General features: G+C 40.1%; 17 protein-coding genes and 14 tRNA genes. 28 read left to right on the top strand and 3 right to left on the bottom strand.

Translation table 11 applies throughout. From position 1 onward, the window contains the following. The first annotated feature begins 2 nt into the window (after positions 1–2). The 8 genes from SLH51_RS21075 (at position 3) to SLH51_RS21040 (ending at position 9,071) form a co-directional block, all read left to right on the top strand. A complete protein-coding gene (locus SLH51_RS21075; RefSeq protein WP_335963488.1) occupies positions 3–797 on the top strand; it encodes an ABC transporter ATP-binding protein in 795 nt (264 codons plus the stop codon). Between the two features lie 34 nt (positions 798–831). Then, on the top strand, positions 832–1,899 hold the full coding sequence (locus SLH51_RS21070) for an ABC transporter substrate-binding protein (protein WP_335963487.1): 1,068 nt from the start codon (positions 832–834) through the stop codon (positions 1,897–1,899). Between the two features lie 124 nt (positions 1,900–2,023). Further along, on the top strand, positions 2,024–2,662 hold the full coding sequence (locus SLH51_RS21065; protein WP_335963486.1) for a cysteine hydrolase family protein: 639 nt from the start codon (positions 2,024–2,026) through the stop codon (positions 2,660–2,662). Between the two features lie 6 nt (positions 2,663–2,668). Beyond that, complete coding sequence (locus tag SLH51_RS21060) at positions 2,669–3,916, top strand: amidohydrolase family protein (protein ID WP_335963485.1); 1,248 nt, start codon at positions 2,669–2,671, stop codon at positions 3,914–3,916. A 107-nt stretch (positions 3,917–4,023) separates the two neighbouring features. Next, a complete protein-coding gene (locus SLH51_RS21055; RefSeq protein ID WP_335963484.1) occupies positions 4,024–5,196 on the top strand; it encodes an amidohydrolase family protein in 1,173 nt (390 codons plus the stop codon). Between the two features lie 73 nt (positions 5,197–5,269). After that, positions 5,270–6,946, top strand: a complete 1,677-nt coding sequence (locus SLH51_RS21050) for a PucR family transcriptional regulator (RefSeq protein WP_335963483.1) — start codon at positions 5,270–5,272, stop codon at positions 6,944–6,946. 32 nt (positions 6,947–6,978) lie between these two features. Beyond that, positions 6,979–8,187, top strand: coding sequence for an amidase (locus tag SLH51_RS21045; RefSeq protein WP_335963482.1), 1,209 nt, complete (start codon positions 6,979–6,981; stop codon positions 8,185–8,187). After that, on the top strand, positions 8,184–9,071 hold the full coding sequence (locus SLH51_RS21040) for a fumarylacetoacetate hydrolase family protein (protein WP_335963481.1): 888 nt from the start codon (positions 8,184–8,186) through the stop codon (positions 9,069–9,071). Before SLH51_RS21045 ends, SLH51_RS21040 begins: the two co-directional genes overlap by 4 nt. A 155-nt stretch (positions 9,072–9,226) precedes the next feature. Here SLH51_RS21040 and SLH51_RS21035 read toward each other — a convergent pair whose 3' ends face one another. The 3 genes from SLH51_RS21035 to SLH51_RS21025 form a co-directional block, all read right to left on the bottom strand. Then, complete coding sequence (locus SLH51_RS21035) at positions 9,227–9,676, bottom strand: hypothetical protein (RefSeq protein ID WP_335963480.1); 450 nt, start codon at positions 9,674–9,676, stop codon at positions 9,227–9,229. A gap of 132 nt (positions 9,677–9,808) precedes the next feature. Next, positions 9,809–11,029, bottom strand: a complete 1,221-nt coding sequence (locus SLH51_RS21030) for an efflux RND transporter periplasmic adaptor subunit (protein WP_335963479.1) — start codon at positions 11,027–11,029, stop codon at positions 9,809–9,811. Between the two features lie 16 nt (positions 11,030–11,045). After that, positions 11,046–11,714, bottom strand: coding sequence for a hypothetical protein (locus tag SLH51_RS21025; RefSeq protein WP_335963478.1), 669 nt, complete (start codon positions 11,712–11,714; stop codon positions 11,046–11,048). A gap of 248 nt (positions 11,715–11,962) precedes the next feature. Here SLH51_RS21025 and SLH51_RS21020 point away from each other — a divergent pair, with 248 nt between their 5' ends. The 20 genes from SLH51_RS21020 (at position 11,963) to SLH51_RS20925 (ending at position 23,791) form a co-directional block, all read left to right on the top strand. After that, complete coding sequence (locus SLH51_RS21020; RefSeq protein WP_390183752.1) at positions 11,963–13,528, top strand: response regulator transcription factor; 1,566 nt, start codon at positions 11,963–11,965, stop codon at positions 13,526–13,528. 17 nt (positions 13,529–13,545) lie between these two features. Then, positions 13,546–15,318 carry a sensor histidine kinase gene (locus SLH51_RS21015; protein WP_335963476.1) on the top strand — a complete coding sequence of 591 codons (1,773 nt, stop codon included), beginning with the start codon at positions 13,546–13,548 and terminating at the stop codon, positions 15,316–15,318. A gap of 220 nt (positions 15,319–15,538) precedes the next feature. Then, on the top strand, positions 15,539–16,783 hold the full coding sequence (locus SLH51_RS21010) for an ABC transporter substrate-binding protein (RefSeq protein ID WP_390183754.1): 1,245 nt from the start codon (positions 15,539–15,541) through the stop codon (positions 16,781–16,783). 164 nt (positions 16,784–16,947) lie between these two features. Then, positions 16,948–17,904, top strand: coding sequence for a carbohydrate ABC transporter permease (locus SLH51_RS21005; protein ID WP_335963474.1), 957 nt, complete (start codon positions 16,948–16,950; stop codon positions 17,902–17,904). Continuing rightward, positions 17,897–18,724, top strand: a complete 828-nt coding sequence (locus SLH51_RS21000) for a carbohydrate ABC transporter permease (RefSeq protein ID WP_335963473.1) — start codon at positions 17,897–17,899, stop codon at positions 18,722–18,724. The genes SLH51_RS21005 and SLH51_RS21000 overlap by 8 nt, the downstream gene beginning before the upstream one ends. Before the next feature lie 84 nt (positions 18,725–18,808). After that, positions 18,809–21,865: a beta-galactosidase, LacZ type gene (lacZ, locus tag SLH51_RS20995; RefSeq protein ID WP_335963472.1), complete on the top strand. Its 3,057-nt coding sequence runs from the start codon at positions 18,809–18,811 to the stop codon at positions 21,863–21,865. A 557-nt stretch (positions 21,866–22,422) separates the two neighbouring features. Beyond that, positions 22,423–22,498 (top strand) — tRNA-Ala (locus SLH51_RS20990). 12 nt (positions 22,499–22,510) lie between these two features. After that, positions 22,511–22,584, top strand: a tRNA-Met gene (locus tag SLH51_RS20985). A 9-nt stretch (positions 22,585–22,593) separates the two neighbouring features. Next, positions 22,594–22,670, top strand: a tRNA-Ile gene (locus SLH51_RS20980). A gap of 53 nt (positions 22,671–22,723) precedes the next feature. Continuing rightward, positions 22,724–22,800 (top strand) — tRNA-Arg (locus SLH51_RS20975). Between the two features lie 7 nt (positions 22,801–22,807). After that, positions 22,808–22,884 (top strand) — tRNA-Pro (locus tag SLH51_RS20970). 10 nt (positions 22,885–22,894) lie between these two features. Further along, positions 22,895–22,968, top strand: a tRNA-Gly gene (locus SLH51_RS20965). A gap of 10 nt (positions 22,969–22,978) precedes the next feature. After that, positions 22,979–23,055: transfer RNA gene (locus tag SLH51_RS20960), tRNA-Ile, on the top strand. A gap of 7 nt (positions 23,056–23,062) precedes the next feature. Then, positions 23,063–23,137, top strand: a tRNA-Asn gene (locus SLH51_RS20955). Positions 23,138–23,144: 7 nt separating this feature from the next. Further along, a tRNA-Glu gene (locus tag SLH51_RS20950) sits at positions 23,145–23,219 on the top strand. Positions 23,220–23,230: 11 nt separating this feature from the next. Next, a tRNA-Val gene (locus tag SLH51_RS20945) sits at positions 23,231–23,306 on the top strand. Between the two features lie 150 nt (positions 23,307–23,456). Further along, positions 23,457–23,530: transfer RNA gene (locus SLH51_RS20940), tRNA-Met, on the top strand. 7 nt (positions 23,531–23,537) lie between these two features. Beyond that, a tRNA-Asp gene (locus tag SLH51_RS20935) sits at positions 23,538–23,614 on the top strand. Between the two features lie 16 nt (positions 23,615–23,630). Beyond that, positions 23,631–23,706: transfer RNA gene (locus SLH51_RS20930), tRNA-Phe, on the top strand. Between the two features lie 9 nt (positions 23,707–23,715). After that, positions 23,716–23,791 (top strand) — tRNA-Lys (locus SLH51_RS20925). Positions 23,792–23,901: the final 110 nt, after the last annotated feature.

The raw sequence follows: 23,901 nt of genomic DNA, 5'->3' as shown, positions 1-23,901 counted from the left end.
AGTTGACAACGAAACTTGACTTAACGAACGTAGGGAAAGTTTTTAAAACGAAAACGGGTGAGGTTCAAGCGTTACAAAATATTAATCTCTCCGTTGAAGCGGGCGAATTTTTATCAGTTGTTGGTCCAAGTGGATGTGGAAAAAGTACGATCATGAGAATTATCGCTGGGTTAGAGAAACCCTCTAGGGGAGAGGTGTTAATCAACGATACCCCTTTGAAAAAAATAGCGGAAGGGTCAGCTGTTGTGTTTCAAAAAGATGTACTGCTTGCTTGGCGGACGATTCTTGAAAATGTGTTGTTTCCTTTAGAAGTGAAGGGAATTACATGGTTTCACAGGAAAAATCACCAAACGAATCGTTCAAAAGCATTAGAGTTATTAGAATCCGTTGGATTAAAAGGGTTTGAAGATAAATATCCTCATGAACTATCCGGGGGGATGAGGCAGCGTGTTTCGATATGCCGTGCCTTAATCCAAGACCCGAAACTGTTGTTAATGGACGAACCGTTTGGAGCGCTCGATGCGTTAACGAGAGAACAGATGATGTATGACCTATTAAAGTTATCTAACAAATTTGGCTTTACGACCATCTTTATTACTCACAGCATTGAAGAAGCCATTTTCTTATCGGATAAAGTCGTTGTCATGTCAGGACGCCCTGGGTCGATCTTGAAGGAAATACCGATTCAATTACACCGACCGCGCAATGGCCAAGCAAGAATGCAGCCTGAGTTTAATGAACATGTAAAAGAAATACGAACGATTTTCAAGTCGCAAGGGATTTTGGCAGAAGCGTAATCAAAACTAGTCGATAAAAATAGGGGGAAATTACATGGTAAAAGTTCTAAAGGTGACGTTATTGGCATTCTTTTTGATGGTTGTTTTAGCAGCGTGCGGGGAATCTGAACCTGCGACAACAGAAGCAACAAGCACAACCGAAACAGAGACAGAAACAGCAGCGGAAACAGCCTCAGATGAGATCGGGTTAGGGGAACCAGAAACGACGGATGTGACGTTACGTTTAAATTGGAAGTTTAAAGGCGAGTTTGCCCCACTTTTTGTAACAAAGGAGAAGGGATTCTTTGAAAAGTATGGCTTAAATGTTGAAGTGTTAGAAGGAAACGGTGCTGCCCCAGTTATGCAAGCTGTCGCTCAAGGACAGGAAGAGTTTGGGATTACGTCAACGGTTGAACCTGCTCAAGGATTAGTGGAAGGAATGCCAATTAAAATGATTGCTTCTTACATGAGTCGTTCACCATTCTTAATTGTGTCACACCCAGATACACCTGTAGAGACGCCTAAAGATCTTGAAGGCAAGAGTATTTCCATTTCGATTTCATCATCGTTAACGAACGTATTCCCGAATTTTCTAAAGAGCAACGGGGTAGATGAGTCAAAAGTGAAAGCTCTACCTGTTGAAACGTCAGCTCGAAATAGTTTGTTCTTAAATAAAGATGTGGAAGCTGTCGCGATTTTCTCAACAAATGAGTACCCAATATTTGAAGAGCATCTAGGTGTGGAGTTAACCCCGCTTTATTTAGCAGATTACGGATTTGATTTAGCTAGTTTAACAGTGATCGGCAATGAGAAGTTCATGGAGGAAAACCCGAATACAGTGCGACGCTTTTTAGCAGCATTAAATGAAGGGTTCGAGTACACATTTGAAAATACACAAGAAGCAGCAGAAATCTCGGCTGAACTATTTCCAGAGGCAACAGATGTTGAAACGGCAAAAGGACAAATTGAACGCTTAAAGGAGATCGCTCTCTTTGATGGGGTTCCTTATGGTTGGATGTCACCAGAGAACATGGAACGAACACTTGATATTTTAGAAGAGAGTGAATTAATTTCAGAGCGTTATGAGCTCGAAAGATACTTTACTAATGAGTTTCAAGAATAAGTAACGAGCACATCATGTCTTAGGACAGTGGCTATTGTTTTTAAAAGTCTGCTATCGGGGTGTCAAAAAAGGTGGAATAGGCCATTTATGACACCCTACCTTTTAGTACCTGGAGGAAAAAACGATGTCCTATGATCCAAAAATGCTTTGTACAACACAGAAGCAAGCGTTGCTTGTCATCGATATGCAAAATGATTTTGTCGCAGATGGTGGTGCATTTGATCAAGCCGGGTTTGATGTAGCGCGTTATCAAGCGTTGGAGCCTGTGATCTATGAAATGATTGATAACGCAAGACAAAGCAAGATTCCAGTTGTCTTTATCACGATGGAGCACAATGAGGAAAATGACGGTGAAGCTGCTTGGAAACAACGAAGAGTTGCAAGGAATCACCCTAATAGCTGCCGCGCTGGAACATGGGGTGTTCAACCATATGGCCGTCTAATCCCACAAGAAAATGAGAAAAGGTTTCAAAAGCACCGCTACAGTGCGTTTGTGAATGACAATCTAGAAATCTACTTAAACGAATTACAGATTGAAACGTTAGTGTTAACCGGGATCAATACAAATGTATGTGTCGAATCAACAGCACGCGCAGCTCACGAGAAAGACTTTCATGTAGTCTTAGTTGAAGGTGCAACAACATGTGCCTATGAAGATGTATATCAAGCCTCTATCAAAAACTTCGCAAGACATTTCGGTGCAATAACAACAAGTGAGAAATGGATTGGTTATGTAACAGATTTTTATTTAGAAAAGAGCTGAAAGTGTATGGATCTATTGTTTACATGTTGTAAAAATCCGACATTCAACACATTGATCGATATTGGTGTGAAAAACGGAAAAATTACGTATATAGAAGAACATGATGGCAGGCACACTGATGCAAAAGAAATCATCGATCTAGGTGGGAACTTATTGCTTCCGGGATTGGTCGAAAGTCATATTCACTTGGACAAAGCTTATTTGTTGGATCGGTTGCCTGGAGATGTGACGACGTTGCGTGATGCGATTGAGAAAACGACTGAATTGAAGCATGGCTATACAGCAGTAGATATAGAAAAGCGCTCGCTTCAAGTCATTCGTCAGGCTGTAAACCGCGGTGTGACAAAAATGCGTTGCCATGTTGAAATTGATCCGATTAGTCAGTTGGTTGGTTTAGAAACGACGCTTGCGTTAAAAGAACGAGTAAAAGATAGCATCGACCTTCAAATTGTGGCATTCCCTCAAGAAGGAATTTTTAACGATGATCAAACAGCGCGGTTAATGGAGCAGGCGATGGTGATGGGGGCGGATGTAGTCGGCGGGATTACGTATAACGACCGTGATGTAGAAGAGCATCTTGACTTTGTGTTTCGTTTAGCAGAGAAACATAACAAACCAGTTGATTTGCACGTCGACTTTTCCGATCGACCGGAAGAATTAGCGATTTTGGATGTGATCCGTTTCACGAAAACGTTTGGCATGCAAAATCGTGTAGCTGTCGGCCATTTGACGTCTCTTGGTTCTGTTGAAAGAGGGCAAGCAGCAGAAATTGCTGCTGACATTGCTCGAGCTGGGATTCATGTTATTTCGCTTCCAGCAACGGATTTGTATTTGAATGGCCGCGGAGATAACGAGTGTGTAAGAAGAGGACTAACGCCGGTTCAACTTCTATTGGATCACAAAGCGAATGTAGTGTACGGCAGCAACAATATTCAAAATGCCTTTACCCCATTTGGAACAGCGGATCCGCTTGACATTGGGTTCTTGTTGGCACAAACGAGTCATATGGGAAGTGAACAAGATGCGTTGAAACTAATTGAGATGGTGACAACTAACGCCGCGGCTTCTCTTGGTTTTCAGCATTATGGCGTAAAAATCGGAGCGGATGCCGACTTAGTTGTCTGTTCTGTAAACGATGTACGAACACTGCTATATACAAGGCCTGAACGAGAACGAGTGTACAAAAAAGGCAAGCTCGTTGCAAAATCAACCATACAGGTCACAAGTTACGTGGAAGAAAGAATGACAACTTGATACAAGGCCACGAAAAAGTCCATCGAGGAAGCGGTAACAGCTACGCTCAGTGCCCTCGAAAATCAACCTTTTTCAGTAGTAGCCTCAATATAGGAGGTACGCGATCAATGAAGATAAAATGGAAACAAGTGCGGATTGGAGCGCATTTATATAGGCTCGAAATAGAAAACGGGTTGTTTACAAAAGTAGAACAAGACAATACGAGGTTAGCGATGGGTGAAAAAGGGTGGAATGCAGACGGGTTGTTGTATATGCCTACACTATCTGATATGCACTGCCATTTGGATAAGCACTTTATTGGAGAAATGTGGAAATCACGTAAAGCGATTGATTCATTGCCGAATCACTTGCGTCGTGAAAAGGAATTGTTGACGAGCTTACAAGGGAGTGTACTTGAACGGGCGCGAACGTTACTGAACCTGATGTTAAGCTGTGGAACGACAAACATTCGTACACATGTAGACATAGACCCTATGATTGGTCTCAAGCATTTAGAAGCGGTCTTGCAAGTGAAAGAGGAATTTAAGGGGAAGATGGAATTTGAAATTGTGGCTTTTCCGCAGCAAGGTCTTCTTCGCTCCGGTTCGAGTGAGGTGATGAGAGAAGCGATGCGACTTGGTGCTGACCTTGTTGGTGCTGTTGATCCTGGTGGGTTAGACCACAAAATTGAAGCTTGTTTGGATGAAGTGTTTGGACTTGCGACTACCTTTAACAAAGGTGTCGATATCCATTTGCATGATCCAGGACATTTAGGTGTTTATACAATTGATCGAATGATTGATTGTGCAGAGCAAGCGAACTTACAAGGACAGGTAGCTGTAGGCCATGCGTACTGTCTTGGTCAAATTACAGAAGCTGAGTCGATGGAGCTTGGAATGAGGTTAAGGGAGCAAGGGGTTTCTATTATTAGTAATGTTCCGATTGATCGTCCGATGCCAAATGTCCCTAAGCTAGCAACACTTGGGGTTGATGTCAGATTGGGAACAGACAATATTCTTGATTCATGGTCTCCTTTTGGAGATGGCGATATGTTAAAACGCACGAGCCGTTTGGCCGAGCGCTTCGGTTGGATTGAAGACAAACAGCTACTTGATTCGTATCAATTTACAACGAAGAAATCGCTTGTACCGAAAGTCGGCGATTTAGCCGACTTTCTGTTAGTGTCTGCGATGAATTTGGAACATGCCGTTGCCGCTGCTCCCCCGAGAGAATTCGTTGTCGTGGGCGGGAAGCCAGTCTATGAAAGAGATGAGACAGTCAGTTTGAAACCTGCTTATTGAAGAGGCAAAGGAAAAGTCGACTTTTAGCTTTTTCAAAATCCGCGATGAGAGCCTTTTTTAGGAGAGGATGACAATGACAGAAGAAGCAGAAAAAAGAGGTCTCAGTCTTAATGAACTGTTACAGCTTGCGCCAATGAAAGGGTCGGAGGTAGTTGCTGGCGATACTAATACAGATAAACTGATTAGTCGAATCAATATCATTGGTGGACCAGACATACTCGATTGGGTGAGAGCTGATGAGTTCATTATGACAAATGGTTATCCGTTTCGTGACACCCCTGAGGAATTTGCTCTGTTAATCGAGAAGTTGCAAGAGAAAAATGTGGCGGGAATTGGGATTAAGGTGAAGAGATTTATTCCTTCTATTCCTGAGAGTTTAATTAAGAAAGCAAATGAGTTACATTTCCCAGTTGTGGAAATTCCCCCAAATGCTATTTTTTCTGATGTTGTTCGGGTCGCCATGGAGGAAATTTTTAATAAGGAATCGGAGCATTTAATCACGTTATATAACCGCGTCCAAGAGTTTTCGATCCAAGTGATGCAAGGCAATGATATTAGCGACGTGATTTACCAATTAGAGAAGTTAATGGGTAACTCGATTATGGTCTATGACCTAGATGGAAATATTATCGCGCCTTTATTAGAAGAAGTGCTAGATTCGGGCGAAGTTTTTAAAGTTGCTCAAGACATTGAATCGAAGACGGGAATTGGGATAGCTACGATCAAAATGAGAGATGAATCGTTTCGTTGTTACTCTACGCCGTTAACGGTTGAAGGCTTATTAAGCTATATTCCTTTTATTGCTTGTATTGAAACGAATTACAAGTTAACAGAAGTGGATTGTCTAACGATTGAAAAGGTTAGCTCATTGCTAAACATGGAGTTAGCGAATAAAGCTGCTCGAAAGAAAATTGAGCACAAGTATTTGAACCAATTTATTCAGGATTTGCTCATAGGAGATGTATTAACGAATCGAGACTTGGAAATCCGAACGAGTTCATTTGAATTAGATTTACACAATAAATGGTTTCAAGTCATCATTATTGCTTCAGAAGAAAAGAAAGGGTTTCAAACGAAAGAAGAGTTTCATTACTTTATGAAAAATTTATCGAGTACGATATCAGGCCAGCTACTAAGTACAACGTTACATGGTGAATTTGTTTTAGTTGCGGTCGAGAAATCAAAAGCACTTCTGCAACAAACGATTAAAACAATTCAGACAGAATTAGAGAAATTTCACGTCTTCAAAAAGCAACAGCCCAATTACGTATTATGTGTCGGTGATCCGGTACATTTAATGGAAAATATTATGACCAGTTATCAACGTGCGATCAATGTAAAAACGATTAGTGAGAAATTTGCGTTCCCAGAACGAATCATTACATTTAAAGATCTGCACCTTTTTCGATTATTGTATTTGTTGCCTCAAACAAAAGAAGTAGATGATTATCTAGACGAGTTAGTAGGACCGTTGGAACGACACAAAAAAAAAGGGGAGGAATATATCGAAACGCTTGAAGTGTATTTTCAATCAAACCGAAATATAAGAGCAACAGCAGATAAATTATTTACCCACTACAATACGATTGTGTATCGAATCGAAAAGATTTCCGCCTTATTAAACATTGAACTCGAGAACCCAGAAAGCAGTTTAGAATTACAAGTTGCTCTAAAGTTACGAAAAATGCGACAGGACAAAGGAATAACCGTTCGACCTGTGCAGGTAAACAAAAGAAAAATGATTAAATAGATTTATTGAACTTAAAACGAGGAGGCGTTCAAATGAACGATCAGTGGAATGCGTTTAAACAAAAGGATGCAAAGGTAGGTGCTTCAAATAAAGGGAAGTTAAGTGGTTTGTCGTTTGCTGCAAAGGATGTATTTCATGTAAAAGGATTTGTGGCGGGAGCTGGCAATCCTGATTGGGAACAAACCCATCTTCCTGCCACCGCTCATGCAAAAGTAATAGATAGATTACTAAATGAAGGAGCAGAGTTAGTCGGCACCACTCATACAGATGAATTAATGTTTAGTTTAAATGGCGAAAATTTTCATTACGGAACACCAGTGAATCCGAAAGCACCTGAGAGAATTCCTGGCGGCTCTTCAAGTGGTTCGGCCGTCGCTGTCGCAGCCGAGCTTGTCGACTTTGCGATTGGGACCGATACAGGAGGGTCTGTCAGAATTCCGTCAAGTTATTGCGGGATTTACGGGTTTCGACCAACGCATGATACGGTGTCGATGGAAGGGGTCATTCCGCTAGCAAGCTACTATGATACCGTTGGCTGGATGGCTAGAACGTCAGAATTGTTATATGTAGTTGGTGCCCAATTACTAGATCAAGAGGAAAATAAGAAACCTTTTTCAAAAGTGATTATTCCAGAAGATATTCTTGCCCTTGTAGATGAATCTGTAAAGGAGCAGTTTGTAACGCTTGTCGGGCAATTCGAACGATCCATTGCCCAGGTTAAAGCGATTACGCTTGCTGATGGTGGCTTGCAAGAGTGGTTCACTACGTTTCGAACGCTTCAAGGGTACGGTGTGTGGAAGTCTCATGGTAAGTGGATTGAAGAAGTGAATCCACGCTTTGGTCCAGACATTGCTGATCGATTTACATGGGCTAGTACTGTCACAAAAGAAGCGGCGGAACAAGCGCAATTGAAAAGAACAGAACTCAAAAAGAGCGTGCTTGAGCTACTTGGTGACGACGGGATCTTAGTGATGCCAACCTCTCCAGGGGTCGCACCTTTATTACAGACAGAAGGAGAAGGTCTCGAAGAACAACGAACAAAAACATTGCAAATGACATGCATTAGCGGCTTAACAGGTTTTCCGCAGATGTCTCTTCCATTAATGGAGATTGACGGAGTTCCGGTTGGTTTCTCTGTCATGGCGGGCCCTGGGCAAGATTTACGATTATTGGATTGGGTGAAAAATCATATTAAACAACCAACGAAGCAAGAAACGATAAATTCAGGGGGGAGTTTATGAAACTAGCGACAGTAATCGTAAATGATCAAGAAAAAGCGGCCGTTGCCACAGAGGGTGGACTTGTCTTAATTGAATTAATTACGATCATCGAGAGGAAAAGGTGGAAAACGGATCTTCTGGGGATGATTGAAGATGGCCATATCGATGATTTTATTAAGTGGTATAAAGATGGAGGAACGGAACGTCTACGCTCGTTTGAGACCATTCCTTTGAAAGAAGCAAAGTTTGCCCCGTTGTATCGACGCCCACGGAAAATTTGGGGTGTCGGAATCAATTACTTGCCTGAACGGCCGAATCAAAGTGAGATATATTGTGACCCTGTTAGTTTTATGAAACCTGATACAAGTATCATTGGAACGGAAGATGCGATCCGCATTCCAAAAGGCTCAACCAATACGACAGCAGAAGCGGAGCTAGCCATTATCATTGGAAAGACATGCTCGAATATCGAAGAAGATGAGGCTTGTGACTATGTGCTCGGGTATACAGCGGCTTTAGATATGACCGAGGCGGATATTCATGCCGAAAACGAACGCTACTTAACGCGTGCCAAGAGTTTTGATACCTTTTTCAGTTTTGGACCTTATTTAATGATCGATGAGTGCGATGATGTCCTTACTTTAGAAGTTTCAACAGTGTTAAATGGGACAGTGGCACATCAGAATACGGTTGCTAATATGAGGTACAATCCTTCATATCTTGTCGCCTTTCACTCTAAAGTCATGACATTACTTCCCGGAGACATCATTTTGACCGGCACCCCTGGTCCAGTCGTCATTCGTGACGGCGATGTAGTTGAATCGCGGATTAGTGGATTTGATCCGTTGGTGAACGAGGTGCCTGGCACTGCCCGAAGTTTGTTGAATCACCTGTTTGGTTCATAGGAATATAAGCTCAAGCTCCTCTTTCTTAGTGTTTTGCTAGGAAAGAGGGGCTATTAGTACGGGGAGATCAGTAGTATAATTTCGATTCCTGTTCACCAGTAGTGATGGTAAAGTGAAATATACATATTGAGAGTCAGCGTTTTTGTCGATGCTGATTATTCTTTATAATCCCAAAGAATATTTGGCTGCTCTTCATCTAGTGACACATATACATATTGAGCAAAGGTGAAATGGCCATATTTCCCCTTATAATCTTTCGTTACAACAATTTCATATACTTCGATTGGGTCAGATTCCTTCGTCATCTTCCAGTTTTTGATCTTTTTCGGTCTCGTTTTCGAAAAGGTAAACGTTTCTGCTCCAAAATGCCCCATAAACGTATGAACCCGATCTTGCATATAAGCTGATTTAGAAAATTTATTTTTCATTTCTGGATGAAACAGCTCCCAAGAGGAACCAAATTCAGCTTTTTGTTCATACTTATAAAATTGATTGACGACTTTCTTAGCTTGGTTCGTCTCAGAGGGCATAAGCATAAAAATGAGTAAGACGACAATGAAAATGACCGGAATGATGATAATGAATGGCGATCGTTGCCTTCGCATGGGAGTTCCTCCTAAGCTCTTCTAGGGTTGTATCAAATTGTATTCTGGCTTGGGGGATATTATGAAGACAATCATTAACCCGGTAACGAATGAAACGTTACCGGGCTAAAGTGTTATGACTCAAAAACTATTCTATTGAACAAACCCTTGTAACATAAGCTTTGCGATTGCTTGCTTTCTAAAGGATGAAAGTGCTGATGTTTCTAGTTCTTCTAGCTTTAATGTAGTTACAAACGGATTGTCCCAGGTGATAGTAGTGGGATCAGCAACAAGTAAATCAGCGGTAGCGAGGCCATTTGTTACCTGCTTTATTTTGGTCGTATCCATCCCTAAAGTGATGTTTCTTTTTTCAACGTGTCCTTCTTGAACAACTAATACGAAACATTCTTCTTCCTCCGATAGCAAGGAGTGTGGTGGAACCGTTAGCGCATTTGGAATTTCATTTTGAATAATCCTTACATCTACATGGTAACCAACTTTAAATCCATTCTCTTCGTTATTGATGTCCACGATAAATGGATAGGTTGTTTCTTTTTCAAGAGTAGGCTCTTGTGAAGGGAGGTTTGAAATTTGTGATATTGAACTGTCAATAGGTTCTTCATCATGATAGAAAACTTCTACGCTCATTCCTTCATTTGTTTCTTGTAATTCTGTTTCTGTTAACTCTCCTTTAGCTACTAGAGGGGTAGATAAAATTGTGATAAATGGTTCGTTTCTATTTGTGCTGATTTCTTTAACGATGCCTGTAACAGGACTTGTGATCTGTAATTCTTGCTCTTTTTCACTTACTGTCAAAAGAGATTGTTGGTAGTTTCCTCGTTCCAACTGAAGACCTTCGATTTGATGCTGCTTCTCTAGGATTTCTTTTTCATACTGCCTCGTATTAGTATCTACTTTCTCTTCATTTGTTTCGGTTTCTGTGATGCTTGTACTTGTAGGGGTGTTGCTTTCTTCTAGTAGTTGGGCATAAAGTAAATCAATTTCTGCTGATAATTGAGCAGAACGTAAATCAATTTGTTCTATCTTTAATTCGATTTCTCTTTTAGCAGAATCTAAATCGATATTATTGTATGTAAATAATAGGTCACCAAGTTGAACTTCTTGCTCGTCTTCAACATATAGCTCACCCATTGAACCAAGATTTTCATTGTAATAGATATGCTTCTCATTTGTGGAGGAAATGATAGCTGGCTTTTCAATCGATTGAACGATATCGACTTCTAATGGTGATGTCAGTTGATCGATGATTTGTAAGCGGGAAATGTTCTTTTCGCTATTTATAATTAAAAAGATATTTACGGTAAAGAGGGCGCTACATAAGAGGACTAAACTATATTTTTTCCAAGCTTTCACAATGTTTTCCCACCAATCAATTAAGAGTAAAAAAGTTTACTAAATATTGAAGAAATACTGCAAATAGTATGATTATTAAGTGTACAGATACAGTAACAAGGACAATGATTACTTTTCTATTCGTAGCTAATCTTTGAAATGCATAAATTTGAATGATTATAGACCATAGTAAAAATACTGATAGGTGTCCAAAGAAATAGATCAGGTATTCTTTCATCGTAAAAAGGTGTGTCACTACACCTAAGGCAAAGGGAGATGTGACTGAATTAACTCCAAGCCATATTTCAAAGGGGAGTAAGATAACTTTGCCAATCGTGAAGATAAAGACACTAATTGTATTTACTACAAATGATTGGCGGAAACGTACGTTATCAAGAAATATCCAAAACCAAACACTTGTAAACAATAGATAGGTGAGAGGAGAGACGATAGCATCTATGATCCCACCGAAACCTATTAGTAATTTCGCTAATTCAAATTCACTCGCCGAATAGTCGGCTATTAAATGAGAAAGACTTGCTGTACTCAATGCAAAGTAGGCTTGAATACAAGAGACAATCAAACTTAGAAATAAAATGAAAGAGATTTTTCCAAGACTAATAGGTACTACTTCCGCAATTTTCAACTGATGAAATTTTGTATCTGGGTCTTTCAAGCTTCTATATAACTCTAATCGAAACGTCATTTTTGGTAGTCTCCCTAGTCGTAAGTATACATCTATTTCATTTTACATTTGGTTTGAGTGCCTGTCACCACTCGAAGTTTGTTGTAAGCGCTATTTCTTTTTTTTTATCTTTTTCCTTTATCTACGTACTTAAAGTTAACTTTCAAAAGAACCTTGATTTCACCGTTTTCCATTAAATGTATTCAACAAAAATTCGCCAAAGGTTTATAATATTCCTATATATTAAGAAAGCGTCGCCACAATAAGGAGTGAGCACATTGATACACGAAGAATTATGTAGGGTAATTATTGTTGACGATGAATTATTGATAAGACAAGGGATTAAGCATTATATAAATTGGGAACAGGAAGGCTTTCAAGTTGTCGGGGAGGCCTCGAACGGACAAGAAGCCTTAGAGCTCATTTCAGCTACTGATCCGCACATAGTCATTACTGACATTGTGATGCCTATTATGGATGGGGAAGAATTGACGAGGGGCGTGAAGGCGAAGTATCCACATATTGAGGTCATCATTCTAAGTAGTTTTGGAGAATTTGACTACGTACGATCCACTTTCCAAAGTGGCGTCGTTGACTATATTTTAAAGCCGAAGCTTGATGGACAAATCCTTTTAGATGCGTTAAAAAAAGCAGTGAGCAGAATGCCTGATTTTCAATTAGCAGATAAGGTGCTAGACACCAATTTATCAATGGAGCAAATCATTATCAAATTGATTTCTGGTTATGAGGTCGATCATGTGTCGGAACTCCTATCCCAATCTTTCCCCTATGACCACTATTGTTTAGTAGGTGTGAAATTTGAAAATCATCTATCTAATGAAATGTCTATTTATATTTCTGATAAGCAAGAGGAAATAGAAAAAGAACTAAGTCTTCACCTAAGCAAAATTCAATTTCACTCCTTTAGACCTGAGAAGTACTTTCTTGTATTCCTTCTCAACATGGACAAAGATGAGGTCTCTAATGTGAGTACATTCACAAAAAAACTAGCGGCCTCAAAGAAGGGTACCTCTTTTACACTGTCAAAGGAGTTTACTACTATTAACGATTTAGCAACTGCTTATAATGAGGATCTCTTGAATTTGTTGAAGTATAAATTCTATTTTCCAGACCTGCCATTTTTGAGTCATGAAGACCTAATGAATCAATTGTCAACGTGCGAGAGCTTTAACTTGGATTGGTTTACAAGTGAGTTTAAAAGAGGGCAGTTTGAGTCAGCCTTTACTTATTTAGAGGAGCATGTATCATCTTTTTCTAGCTGTTATACGACGGATGTGTACGAGTTTAAATCCTTTTTCAATAACATTATTTTTAACATCACCATCCTTCTTAGCAATTTGAATTACGATATGAACGAGTTGGATAAAGCGAAATATACTTATTTTAGATCAATAGATGAGGCAGAAAATGCTAGAGAGGTTCTGCAAGAGTGGAACGATTTTCTTTTGGGCGCGAAAAAACAAATTGCTTTAAGCAAAAATCAAACTGGGAATCCAAATATGAAGATGATCATGCAGTATATTGCCAAACATTACACAGAGCCAATCACCCTAACAGAAGTGGCAAAACATTTTCATTTTAATCCATCCTATCTATCGAACTATTTTGCAACAAATAATAAAGAAAGTTTTATTGAATATTTAAATAAGATTCGAATTGAAGAAGCGTCAAAGCTTTTAGCTGAAAATTCATCAGCTATTTCGGAAATAGGCAGTAAGGTTGGTTATTCGGATCATAGTTATTTCTGCAAGGTTTTTAAGAAAATAACTGGTATGTCTCCAAGCCAATACCGAAGAAAACAACAATTGAGATAAGAGATGAGATGTTTTTTATGAGAAAAATACTAGGTCGTTTAAAGTATAGTGGTATGTTCAGTATTATGTTCCTCATTACGGTTATTAGCATTATTAGCGTAACAGTTATTATCACTTGGACTACAGTTCGCATGTCAGAGAACTTCTTCGTTGAAACGTTTAGCATTACAAATTCAAAAGTAGTCAACCAGATAAAGGAAAGCTTTGAGTCTTTTAATTACTCTGTTGTCAGCGCATCAAACAATCTATTACAAAATAATACGATGAAGCGTATTCTTACAGAAGATTATACAAATGCCGAATTGATGAGAGTTTACTATGACCTGAATGTTCAGATGGAACAAATAAAATCCACTTTTGGTGCCTATGAGGTAGGAATTATGGTAATGGGCAACAACGGTATGACGTATGCTACGGATCATCGTACTTTTTGGCCTATAACAGATGAAGAATTAGAAAATAATGTCATAACCATTGCCACACTTAATGAACCGAAGTGGCTGAAATATCATTCCTACAACCATAAGGGTGAGTCCGTTTTGATGGAGGACAATTATATTGTCGCTTCTAGAGCCTTTATGGAACGGATGTCGGGAAACATAAATGGTGTCATGTATTTTGCCATTAAAGAAAGTGAATTTAGACAGTTCTATACTGGTTTTACAAGTCCGGGTAATGATGTGTTTGTTCTTAACAATTCGAGTGTTATCGTGTCTAGTAATCGGACGGAGCTGATTGGGGAAGAAGCAGAAGACCTTCTTGGTTATGCAGTAAGGCTTGCACAAGAATCAGAAGACCATATTAATGCTAATTTTATGGGGGATGACTATATTGTTTTGTCACAATACCTCCCTAATTACGATATGTATTTATTAAATCTAATTGATAAAAAAACGGCAATTGGAAACTTCATAGATAAAAAGGCCATCTTCCTTATAAGTATGGGCATTGTTTTCATCGCACTGATTATTGTATTTTTCATCTCTCGAAAAATGACAAATTCGTTATCCAATCTAGTAAAACAAATTGAAAATGTACCGAAACAACAGTTTCACCAGTACGTTTCCGTCTCAGGTATGTATGAAACGAAACAAATAGGGAATGCCTTCAACGACATGCTCGATGAGTTACATGAGTATGTGGATCAGCTTGTCCTTTCGCAAAAGCAAAAACGGAAAGCTGAGCTTGCTGCACTTCAGCAACAGATTAATCCTCACTTTTTATACAATACTCTTGCCTCCATCAAATTTATGGTACAACAAGGGGATAAAGATGACTCTGCTAAGACAATAAATGCACTGATCTCTCTCTTACAAAACACCATTGGTCAAGTGAGTGAAACAATAACAGTCAATCAAGAATTAGATAACTTAAAAAACTACGTGTTTATTAATCAAAAACGTTATGGAAATCGAATTAAGGTTCATTATTTCGTAGATCCCAATTGTGTGGACTATCGTATTCCAAAGCTTATACTCCAACCTTTCGTTGAAAATTCCTTTTTTCATGCTTTTAACCACAAGGTGGAGGGATACATTAATGTTCTCATATGGCAAGAAGGGGATATGCTAATTTGTGAAATTGCAGATAACGGGGATGGAATGGAAGTGTCAAACGAAAGTAAATTACCGAATACGAAGCGTAACCAGCAGCTTTTTAGTGGTATTGGTGTACGAAATGTTCATGATCGTATTCAAATCATCTATGGTGAGCCATATAGTGTGACGATAACGAGCGAGTTAGGAGAAGGGACTAAGGTCAGAATCACCCTTCCAACGGACGAAGGATAAAAATTATTATAAAATCCAAAAATAATACAAATCTAATAAACACTAAAAAAGAAAAATATAAAAATATCACAAATATATGAATAGATCGTCCTAACAGAAGTATTCAGGCAGGTGATAACATGAATATTGTAAGAGAAACCGCTTACAAAATTAAAATTACTAAGACGCGGGGGGAAGTAAATTGAAACAAATAGTGATTGGATTGTTTTTAGTAAGTTTCATGATGTTGGCTGCCTGTTCATCTGGATCAAACGATGCAGCTTCTGGAGAAGAAGTAGAAAAAATTACAGTCTGGGCATGGGATCCGAACTTTAATATTAAGGCTATGAACTTGGCGAAAGAGGCTTATGCTTCTGAAAATGCTGATCTTGAAATTGAAATTATTGAACATGCTCAAAATGATATTATCCAAAAGTTAAACACAAGCCTAAGCTCTGGAACGACAACAGGATTACCTAATATTGTGTTAATTGAAGATTACCGTGCACAAAGCTTCCTTCAAGCGTATCCAGATTCATTCCACAAATTAACTGGTTCTTTTGACACAAGTGATTTTGCGCAATATAAAATTGCTCCAACTAGTGTTGGTGAGGATAACTACGGACTCCCATTTGACACTGGGGTTACAGGAATGTATGTACGAACAGATTATTTAGAGCAAGCAGGATATACAGTAGATGATGTTACTGATATCGATTGGAATGAGTACATTGAAATCGGTAAAAAAGTAAAAGAAGCAACAGGAAAGCACATGATTACACTTGATCCAAATGATCTAGGTCTTATTCGAATGATGATTCAATCGAGTGGTTCATGGTATTTGAAAGAAGATGGGACAACCCCTAATTTAGAGGGCAACGAAGAACTGAAAGAAGCCTTTGCTGTATACAAAGAATTGATCGATTCTGATTTAGTGAAACCAGTTTCTGACTGGAGTCAACTCTTAGCAGGATTTAATAGCGGAGACGTTGCATCAGTAGTGACAGGTAACTGGATCACACCTTCTGTAAAAGCAGAAGAATCTCAATCTGGAAATTGGGCGGTTGTTGCACAGCCTAGAATTCCTGATATGCCTAATTCTGTTAACGCTTCCAACCTAGGTGGTAGCTCATGGTACGTCCTTGATATCGATGGAGCGGAACATGCTGTTGATTTCTTAGCAAAAACGTTCGGATCAAATGTCGAACTGTACCAAAATTTCGTAACAGAAATTGGTGCAATGGGTACGTACAACCCTGCTTCTGAAGGGGAGGCTTATTTGGTGGAAGATGAATTCTTTGGAGGTCAACAAATTCTTGCTGATTTCTCTAAATGGTCTGAAGCAATTCCACAAGTGAACTATGGATTACACACCTATGCCATTGAAGACATTTTAGTTGTAGAAATGCAGAATTACCTCAAGGGAAAAGATATTGATAGCGTTCTTTCAGATGCTCAAAAACAAGCAGAAGCACAAATTAAATAATTGTCCACCTACTAAGTCTAGGCATCTATTCTATTAAGAAAATAAGAGATTGGGCCTCGGCAACTCGCCAGATTCGCCAATTCCGTAGCGATGGGATCGATTTGGTGCATCAGGTGTGTTGCTCCGAAGCTCTTTTCTTTTATAGAAAGGTAAGGAGTGACTTTATGATTCCAGCAATGACGAAGGAAAATCAGGATATTGAACCGAAGAAGCCCGATCTTCCGGTTCCACAAAAAAAATCAAGAAATAGTCTTCAAACAAAAAAGGCTATTATCCGCTGGTCTTTTATCGGCTTGTCTGTTTTTCTTATTAGCTTATTTTACTTTTACCCAATGGTTCAAGCCCTATTGTTGTCTTTTCAATCGGGGGCAGGGGTCAACCTGCAATACGTTGGATTAGATAATTATCGGCGTTTATTTGGAGATCCTACCTTCCATGCAGCCGTTAGAAATACAGTCATCTTTCTTCTTGTTCAAGTGCCAGCAATGATTATTTTTGCTTTAATCATCTCTGTTTTATTGAATGATAAAAAACTAAAGTTTAAAGGTTTTTACCGTACAGCAATCTTTTTGCCGTGTGTAACCTCGTTGGTTGCTTATTCCGTTATTTTTAAATATTTGTTTGGCTCAGACGGGTTAGTTAATATCATGCTCATGAACTTGGCGATCATTTCCCAGCCTATTCAGTGGATGACAGATCCTTTCTGGGCAAAAATAACAATCATTATTGCCATCACATGGCGTTGGACAGGCTACAACATGATTTTTTACTTATCTGCTCTTCAAAACATTGATAACTCTATTTATGAAGCGGCAAAGATTGATGGGGCAAATGCTTTCCAGCAGTTCTTTAAAATCACAATACCGATGCTGAAGCCGATTATCTTATTTACTTCCATCGTTTCGACCATTGGTACCCTTCAATTATTTGATGAAGTTATGAATATTACAGGTGGAGGACCAGGAAATGCAACCCTCACCATTTCTCAATACATTTATAATCTTTCATTTGAATATACACCGGATTTTGGTTATGCGGCGACAGTCTCGTACGCAATTGTAGTTATGATTGTCTTTTTCTCTATCATTCAGTTCAAAGTAGCAGGTGATAAAAATGGCTAAACTTAAACGAATATTCATCTATGCGTTTCTAACGGGAGCTTCTATCGTCTCTATTTTCCCATTCTTGTGGATGATCGTTAGTGCCACCAATAGATCGGTGGATGTGACAAAAGGTAGATTATTACCTGGAACGCACCTCTTGGAAAACTTTCAAAATTTACTAGCGTCAGTTAATCTCGTACCGTCTTTAATGAATTCTGCAAAGATATCAATTTCAACAACGGTTCTTTCTCTTCTCATAGCATCTTTAGCAGGGTACGGATTTGAAATCTATCGAAGTAAGTCAACAGATGTTGTATTTAATATTTTACTACTATCGATGATGATCCCTTTTGCAGCTTTAATGGTACCACTGTTTCGTATGTTTGCTGGGTTTTCCCAAGCGGTTCCTTTCATTGGCATTAATACACTGGCATCAGTTGTTTTGCCTACACTTACAACGGCCTTTCTCATCTTTTTCTTCCGCCAAAGCACGAAAATGTTCCCTAAGGAATTGCTTGAGGCTGGACGGATTGATGGGTTAACAGAAATTGGAGTGTTTTTTAGAATTTACGTTCCAACTATGAAAACAACCTATGCAGCGGCGGCCATTATTACGTTTATGGCTAGCTGGAATAACTATTTGTGGCCATTAGTTGTGTTACAGTCTCCAGATAAAATGACGATCCCATTGCTTATCTCGAACCTAGGATCGAGTTATTCACCTGATTTTGGAGTCATTATGACAGCAATTGTTATTGCAACGCTACCGACAGCTTTCATCTTCTTCCTTATGCAGAAACACTTCGTTGCTGGTATGATGGGATCAGTCAAAGGATAGTAATAAAGGCACTGAAAAAGTCAGAAAAACAACCTGACTCAGTGTCTCGATGAATATTTTTTAATAAGGGTGTGTTTAGTAAATATGACAACAAAGCCTAGTATTCAATGGTTAACAGATCTAACTAAATTTGCAGTAAATCGTCTTCCGGCCCATTCGGATCATCTTTATTTTGAATCAATGAAGGAAGCAACGACTAGCGATTCAATGGCATTAAGACATGATTTGAACGGGAGTTGGAAATTTCATTATGCTGTTAATGCGGCAAATCGTCCTGAGAAATTTTATGAGCTTGATTTTCAGTGTGCTGGATGGGGAGATATTTCCGTGCCTGGCCACATTCAGCTTCAAGGGTATGGAGCCCCGCAATATGTAAACACGATGTACCCGTGGGACGGTCATAATGACATTCGTCCACCCGAAATTCCTATCGATAAAAACCAAGTGGGAAGCTACGTAAAACATTTTCATTTGCCTGAAAATATGAAAAATGGTAAGCGTGTACATATCTCCTTTCAAGGAGTAGAATCAGCTTTTTATGTATGGGTGAATGGAGAATTTATAGGATATAGTGAAGACAGCTTTACCCCAGCTGAGTTTGATTTAACTCCTTATCTTGTTGACGGGGAAAACAAATTGGCAGTTGAAGTATTCCAACGAAGTACTGGTAGCTGGCTAGAGGACCAGGACTTCTGGAGATTCTCAGGGATTTTTCGGGATGTTTATCTTTACACTGTACCGGAAATTCATGTCTATGATGTGCATGTTCGTACAAAGCTGAGTCCGTCATATGATAGTGGCACACTAGAGGCTGATCTAACGTTCCTTTCTCCTGCCCCTAGTGGCACGAAGGTAGTGGCTGAGTTGTATGATGCAAAAGGACATGAAGTAGCTCGTGGCAATGCTAAGGCTTCCGATGATGAAAAGTGGACTCTCTCCATACCTGCAGAAGGGCCCAAATTATGGAGTGCAGAACATCCATATTTGTATACATTATATGTTCAAGTATATAACGAGTCTGGTAGCTTGGTAGAGGTGATTCCACAAAAGGTTGGCTTTCGAAAATTTGAACTGAAAGATAAGATCATGTATTTAAATGGTGAGCGCATTGTTTTTAAAGGTGTAAATCGTCATGAATTTAACTGTCGCACTGGTCGGACGATTACGAAGGAAGATATGCTTTGGGATATTAAGACATTGAAACAAAATAACATTAATGCTGTTCGTACATCCCACTATCCGAATCAAAGCTATTGGTATGAGTTGTGTGATGAATATGGTGTATATGTGATTGATGAAATGAACTTAGAAACGCATGGTTCGTGGCAAAAAATGGGTGCCGTTGAGCCATCTTGGAATGTGCCAGGAAATAAGCCTGAATGGCAAGACATTGTGATGGACAGAGCCATATCTATGGTGGAACGGGATAAGAACCATCCATCTATTTTAATCTGGTCTTGTGGGAATGAGTCTTACGCTGGTGAAGTTATACTTAATGTAAGCAAATATTTTAAGTCTGCTGACCCAAGTCGCCTCGTTCACTATGAGGGTGTATTCTATGATCGTGAGTACAATGATACGAGTGATATAGAAAGCCGCATGTACGCTAAACCGGCAGACATTGAGGAGTACTTAACTAACGATCCGGATAAGCCGTATATTAGCTGTGAATATATGCACGCAATGGGGAATTCCGTCGGTGGTATGTACAAATATACAGACCTTGAGCAAAAGTATCCTATGTATCAAGGTGGCTTTATTTGGGATTACATGGACCAAACACTTGTAAAAAAGGATCGGTATGGTCAGGAATTTCAAGCATTTGGTGGAGACTTTGGGGATCGCCCTACAGATTATCACTTCTGTGGGAATGGAATTGTATACGCAAACCGAGTGGTAACACCCAAAATGCAGGAAGTGAAATTCTTGTATCAGAATCTAAAACTAGACGTTGGTCAAGATCGTGTGAAGGTACGAAATGATAATCTTTTTATTGATACAAGTCATTATCATTTAGAGTACACCTTGTATCTCGATGGTAAGGTGTTTTACAGCGGTACGACTGAAGTTGCTGTAGCTCCGCAAAGTGAGGGAGAAGTCCAATTTGATTGGCCTGCCGATGTAATGGGGGCGCCAGGAGAATACTGTGTCCATGTCGCATTTACGCTGAAAGAGGATACGGCATGTGCCAAAGTGAAACATGAGGTAGCATTCGGACAACATATTTTTAACGAGAGTATAGAAGATGTGGTAACGCCAACATCTGCTACTGGTAACGGGAATATGCGGGTTGTCCATGGTGATGTAAATATTGGAGTACACGGTTCTGATTTCAGTATCTTGTTCTCTAAACAAGTAGGCAGCTTAATTTCCATTAAGTACGGAGGGAAGGAAATGATAGAAATTCCTCCTGCACCGTTGTTTTGGAGAGCTACTACGGATAATGATCGAGGCTTTTCTCAAGGATTTCATTCAGGGTGTTGGTACACAGCGAGTCTTGCGCGAAAGTGTGTGGGAGTGGATGTGGAGGAAGAGAGTGGCCACGTGACGGTTGCTTTTACTTATCGATTGTCGATTAATAATGATATTAAGGTTAAGATTGCCTATTCGGTTAAGCTGGATGGAAGCATTACGGTCAAGTCATCTTATCACGGCGCTGCGGCGGACTTGCCACAGATGCCAATATTCGCTATATCTTTTAAGGTTTCAGCAGATTATGATCAATTGGATTGGTATGCTATGGGACCAGAAGAGAATTACTCTGACCGGTCTATGGGGGCAAGACTAGGTACATTCAAAAATACGGTGAAGGACAATTTAGCTAGTTATATCATGCCACAAGAGTCTGGTAACCGCACTGGAGTACGTAGAGTAAACCTGACAAATATGGAGGGACAAGGCATTAAAATCTCCTCTGTGAATAAGCCGGTGGAATGTAATTTCTCTCCATATACTGCTTTTGAATTAGAGAATGCCAATCATCATTATGAGCTGCCAAATATCCATTACACCGTTGTAACGATAGCAGGTAAACAAATGGGTGTAGGTGGAGACGATAGCTGGGGCGCTCCGGTACATGACGAGCATTTGATTAAATCAAATGAAGATATGGAATTTGAATTTGTGATTCAGCGAATTTAATGTAGGTGCCTGCCACAGTTGTCATGTGGCAGGCATTTCTTGGTGTTGGGAGAGTGAATTTGTTTTTTCCCTGAACAGACGTTTATTCATTTCATATAGTTAGTGAATCATTTCGCTAATCCAAGATGTTAGCTTCATTTGATCATTTTCATAGTCAACGGTATAGGTGGCCTCGTATTTGTTGTATACTAAACTACCATTCCTTCGTTCGTGGGATGTAATAATGTCTGAAACCGTTATTACAATCTGTTTTTACAATTAGATCATAGATGACGACTGATTCGGTACGTAAATAGTCCTCACGAAACGATTCATACATTGTATCACCTTGCCAAACGATTCCTATTTACTAAATCGACTAATGGGGCTAGGACAAAAAAATTCCAACCTACTATTGTTATTTGAATTATCTTATGGTAAAGTAGTAAATCTGAGCCGGGAAAAGCATAGTGGTAGAGATAAGTTAAATTACTATCATATTTTTTGGCAGGAAGAGGGGAGTTACTTGTTTCCTTCTTTATATGAGGATATTGGTAATCTTCTATTATATATATATTGGGGCCTTAGCTCAGCTGGGAGAGCGCCTGCCTTGCACGCAGGAGGTCAGCGGTTCGATCCCGCTAGGCTCCACCAATATAATGTTATGGCGGTGTAGCTCAGCTGGCTAGAGCGTACGGTTCATACCCGTGAGGTCGTGGGTTCGACTCCCTCCGCCGCTATTTTAAATTGGATCCTTAGCTCAGTTGGTCAGAGCAGTCGGCTCATAACCGATCGGTCGTAGGTTCGAGTCCTACAGGATCCACCAAGGACATTTGACGGGGGAATAACTCAATCCAACCCTTGGTACAAAAAACTCATGCGCCCTTAGCTCAGCTGGATAGAGTGTTTGACTTCGAATCAAAAAGTCGGGAGTTCGAATCTCTCAGGGCGCACCATCTATACCGGGAAGTGGCTCAGCTTGGTAGAGCACCTGGTTTGGGACCAGGGGGTCGCAGGTTCAAATCCTGTCTTCCCGACCATTACGAATATGCGGGTGTAGTTTAGTGGTAAAACCTCAGCCTTCCAAGCTGATGATGTGAGTTCGATTCTCATCACCCGCTCCAATAATTATTGGGGCCTATAGCTCAGCTGGTTAGAGCGCACGCCTGATAAGCGTGAGGTCGGTGGTTCGAGTCCACTTAGGCCCACCATTCATGTTCCACAGTAGCTCAGTGGTAGAGCTATCGGCTGTTAACCGATCGGTCGTAGGTTCGAGTCCTACCTGTGGAGCCATATTTTTGGCCCGTTGGTCAAGCGGTTAAGACACCGCCCTTTCACGGCGGTAACACGGGTTCGAATCCCGTACGGGTCACCATTTTATAAATTGGAGGATTAGCTCAGCTGGGAGAGCACCTGCCTTACAAGCAGGGGGTCGGCGGTTCGATCCCGTCATCCTCCACCATAAATGTTCTTGTAACGACGCGGGGTGGAGCATGGAGTGAAACATCGTCGAATAAACATCGACATGTCTCGACGCATACACTTCGAAGCGTAACTAGTAGAGGAAGAGACAACTTCATTGAAACAACATCATCCGTTTACTTTAAAACGACGCGGGGTGGAGCAGTCTGGTAGCTCGTCGGGCTCATAACCCGAAGGTCGGCGGTTCAAATCCGTCCCCCGCAATACCATTGGTCCGGTAGTTCAGTTGGTTAGAATGCCTGCCTGTCACGCAGGAGGTCGCGGGTTCGAGTCCCGTCCGGACCGCCATTTAAATTTAAAAGTTGGCTCAGTAGCTCAGTCGGTAGAGCAATGGACTGAAAATCCATGTGTCGGCGGTTCGATTCCGTCCTGAGCCACCATTTTTTTAAGAGCCATTAGCTCAGTTGGTAGAGCATCTGACTTTTAATCAGAGGGTCGAAGGTTCGAATCCTTCATGGCTCACCATTTAAGGTATTTTTAGAGAAATACCATTTATACGCGGGTGTGGCGGAATTGGCAGACGCGCTAGACTTAGGATCTAGTGTCTTATGACGTGGGGGTTCGACTCCCTTCAC

Origin of the sequence: Halalkalibacter kiskunsagensis, assembly GCF_037027555.1 — a bacterium.
Classification (GTDB): domain Bacteria; phylum Bacillota; class Bacilli; order Bacillales; family Bacillaceae_D; genus Halalkalibacter; species Halalkalibacter kiskunsagensis.
The sequence above is the reverse complement of the archived record's forward strand: the minus strand, read 5'-3'. Positions and strand labels throughout refer to the sequence as shown.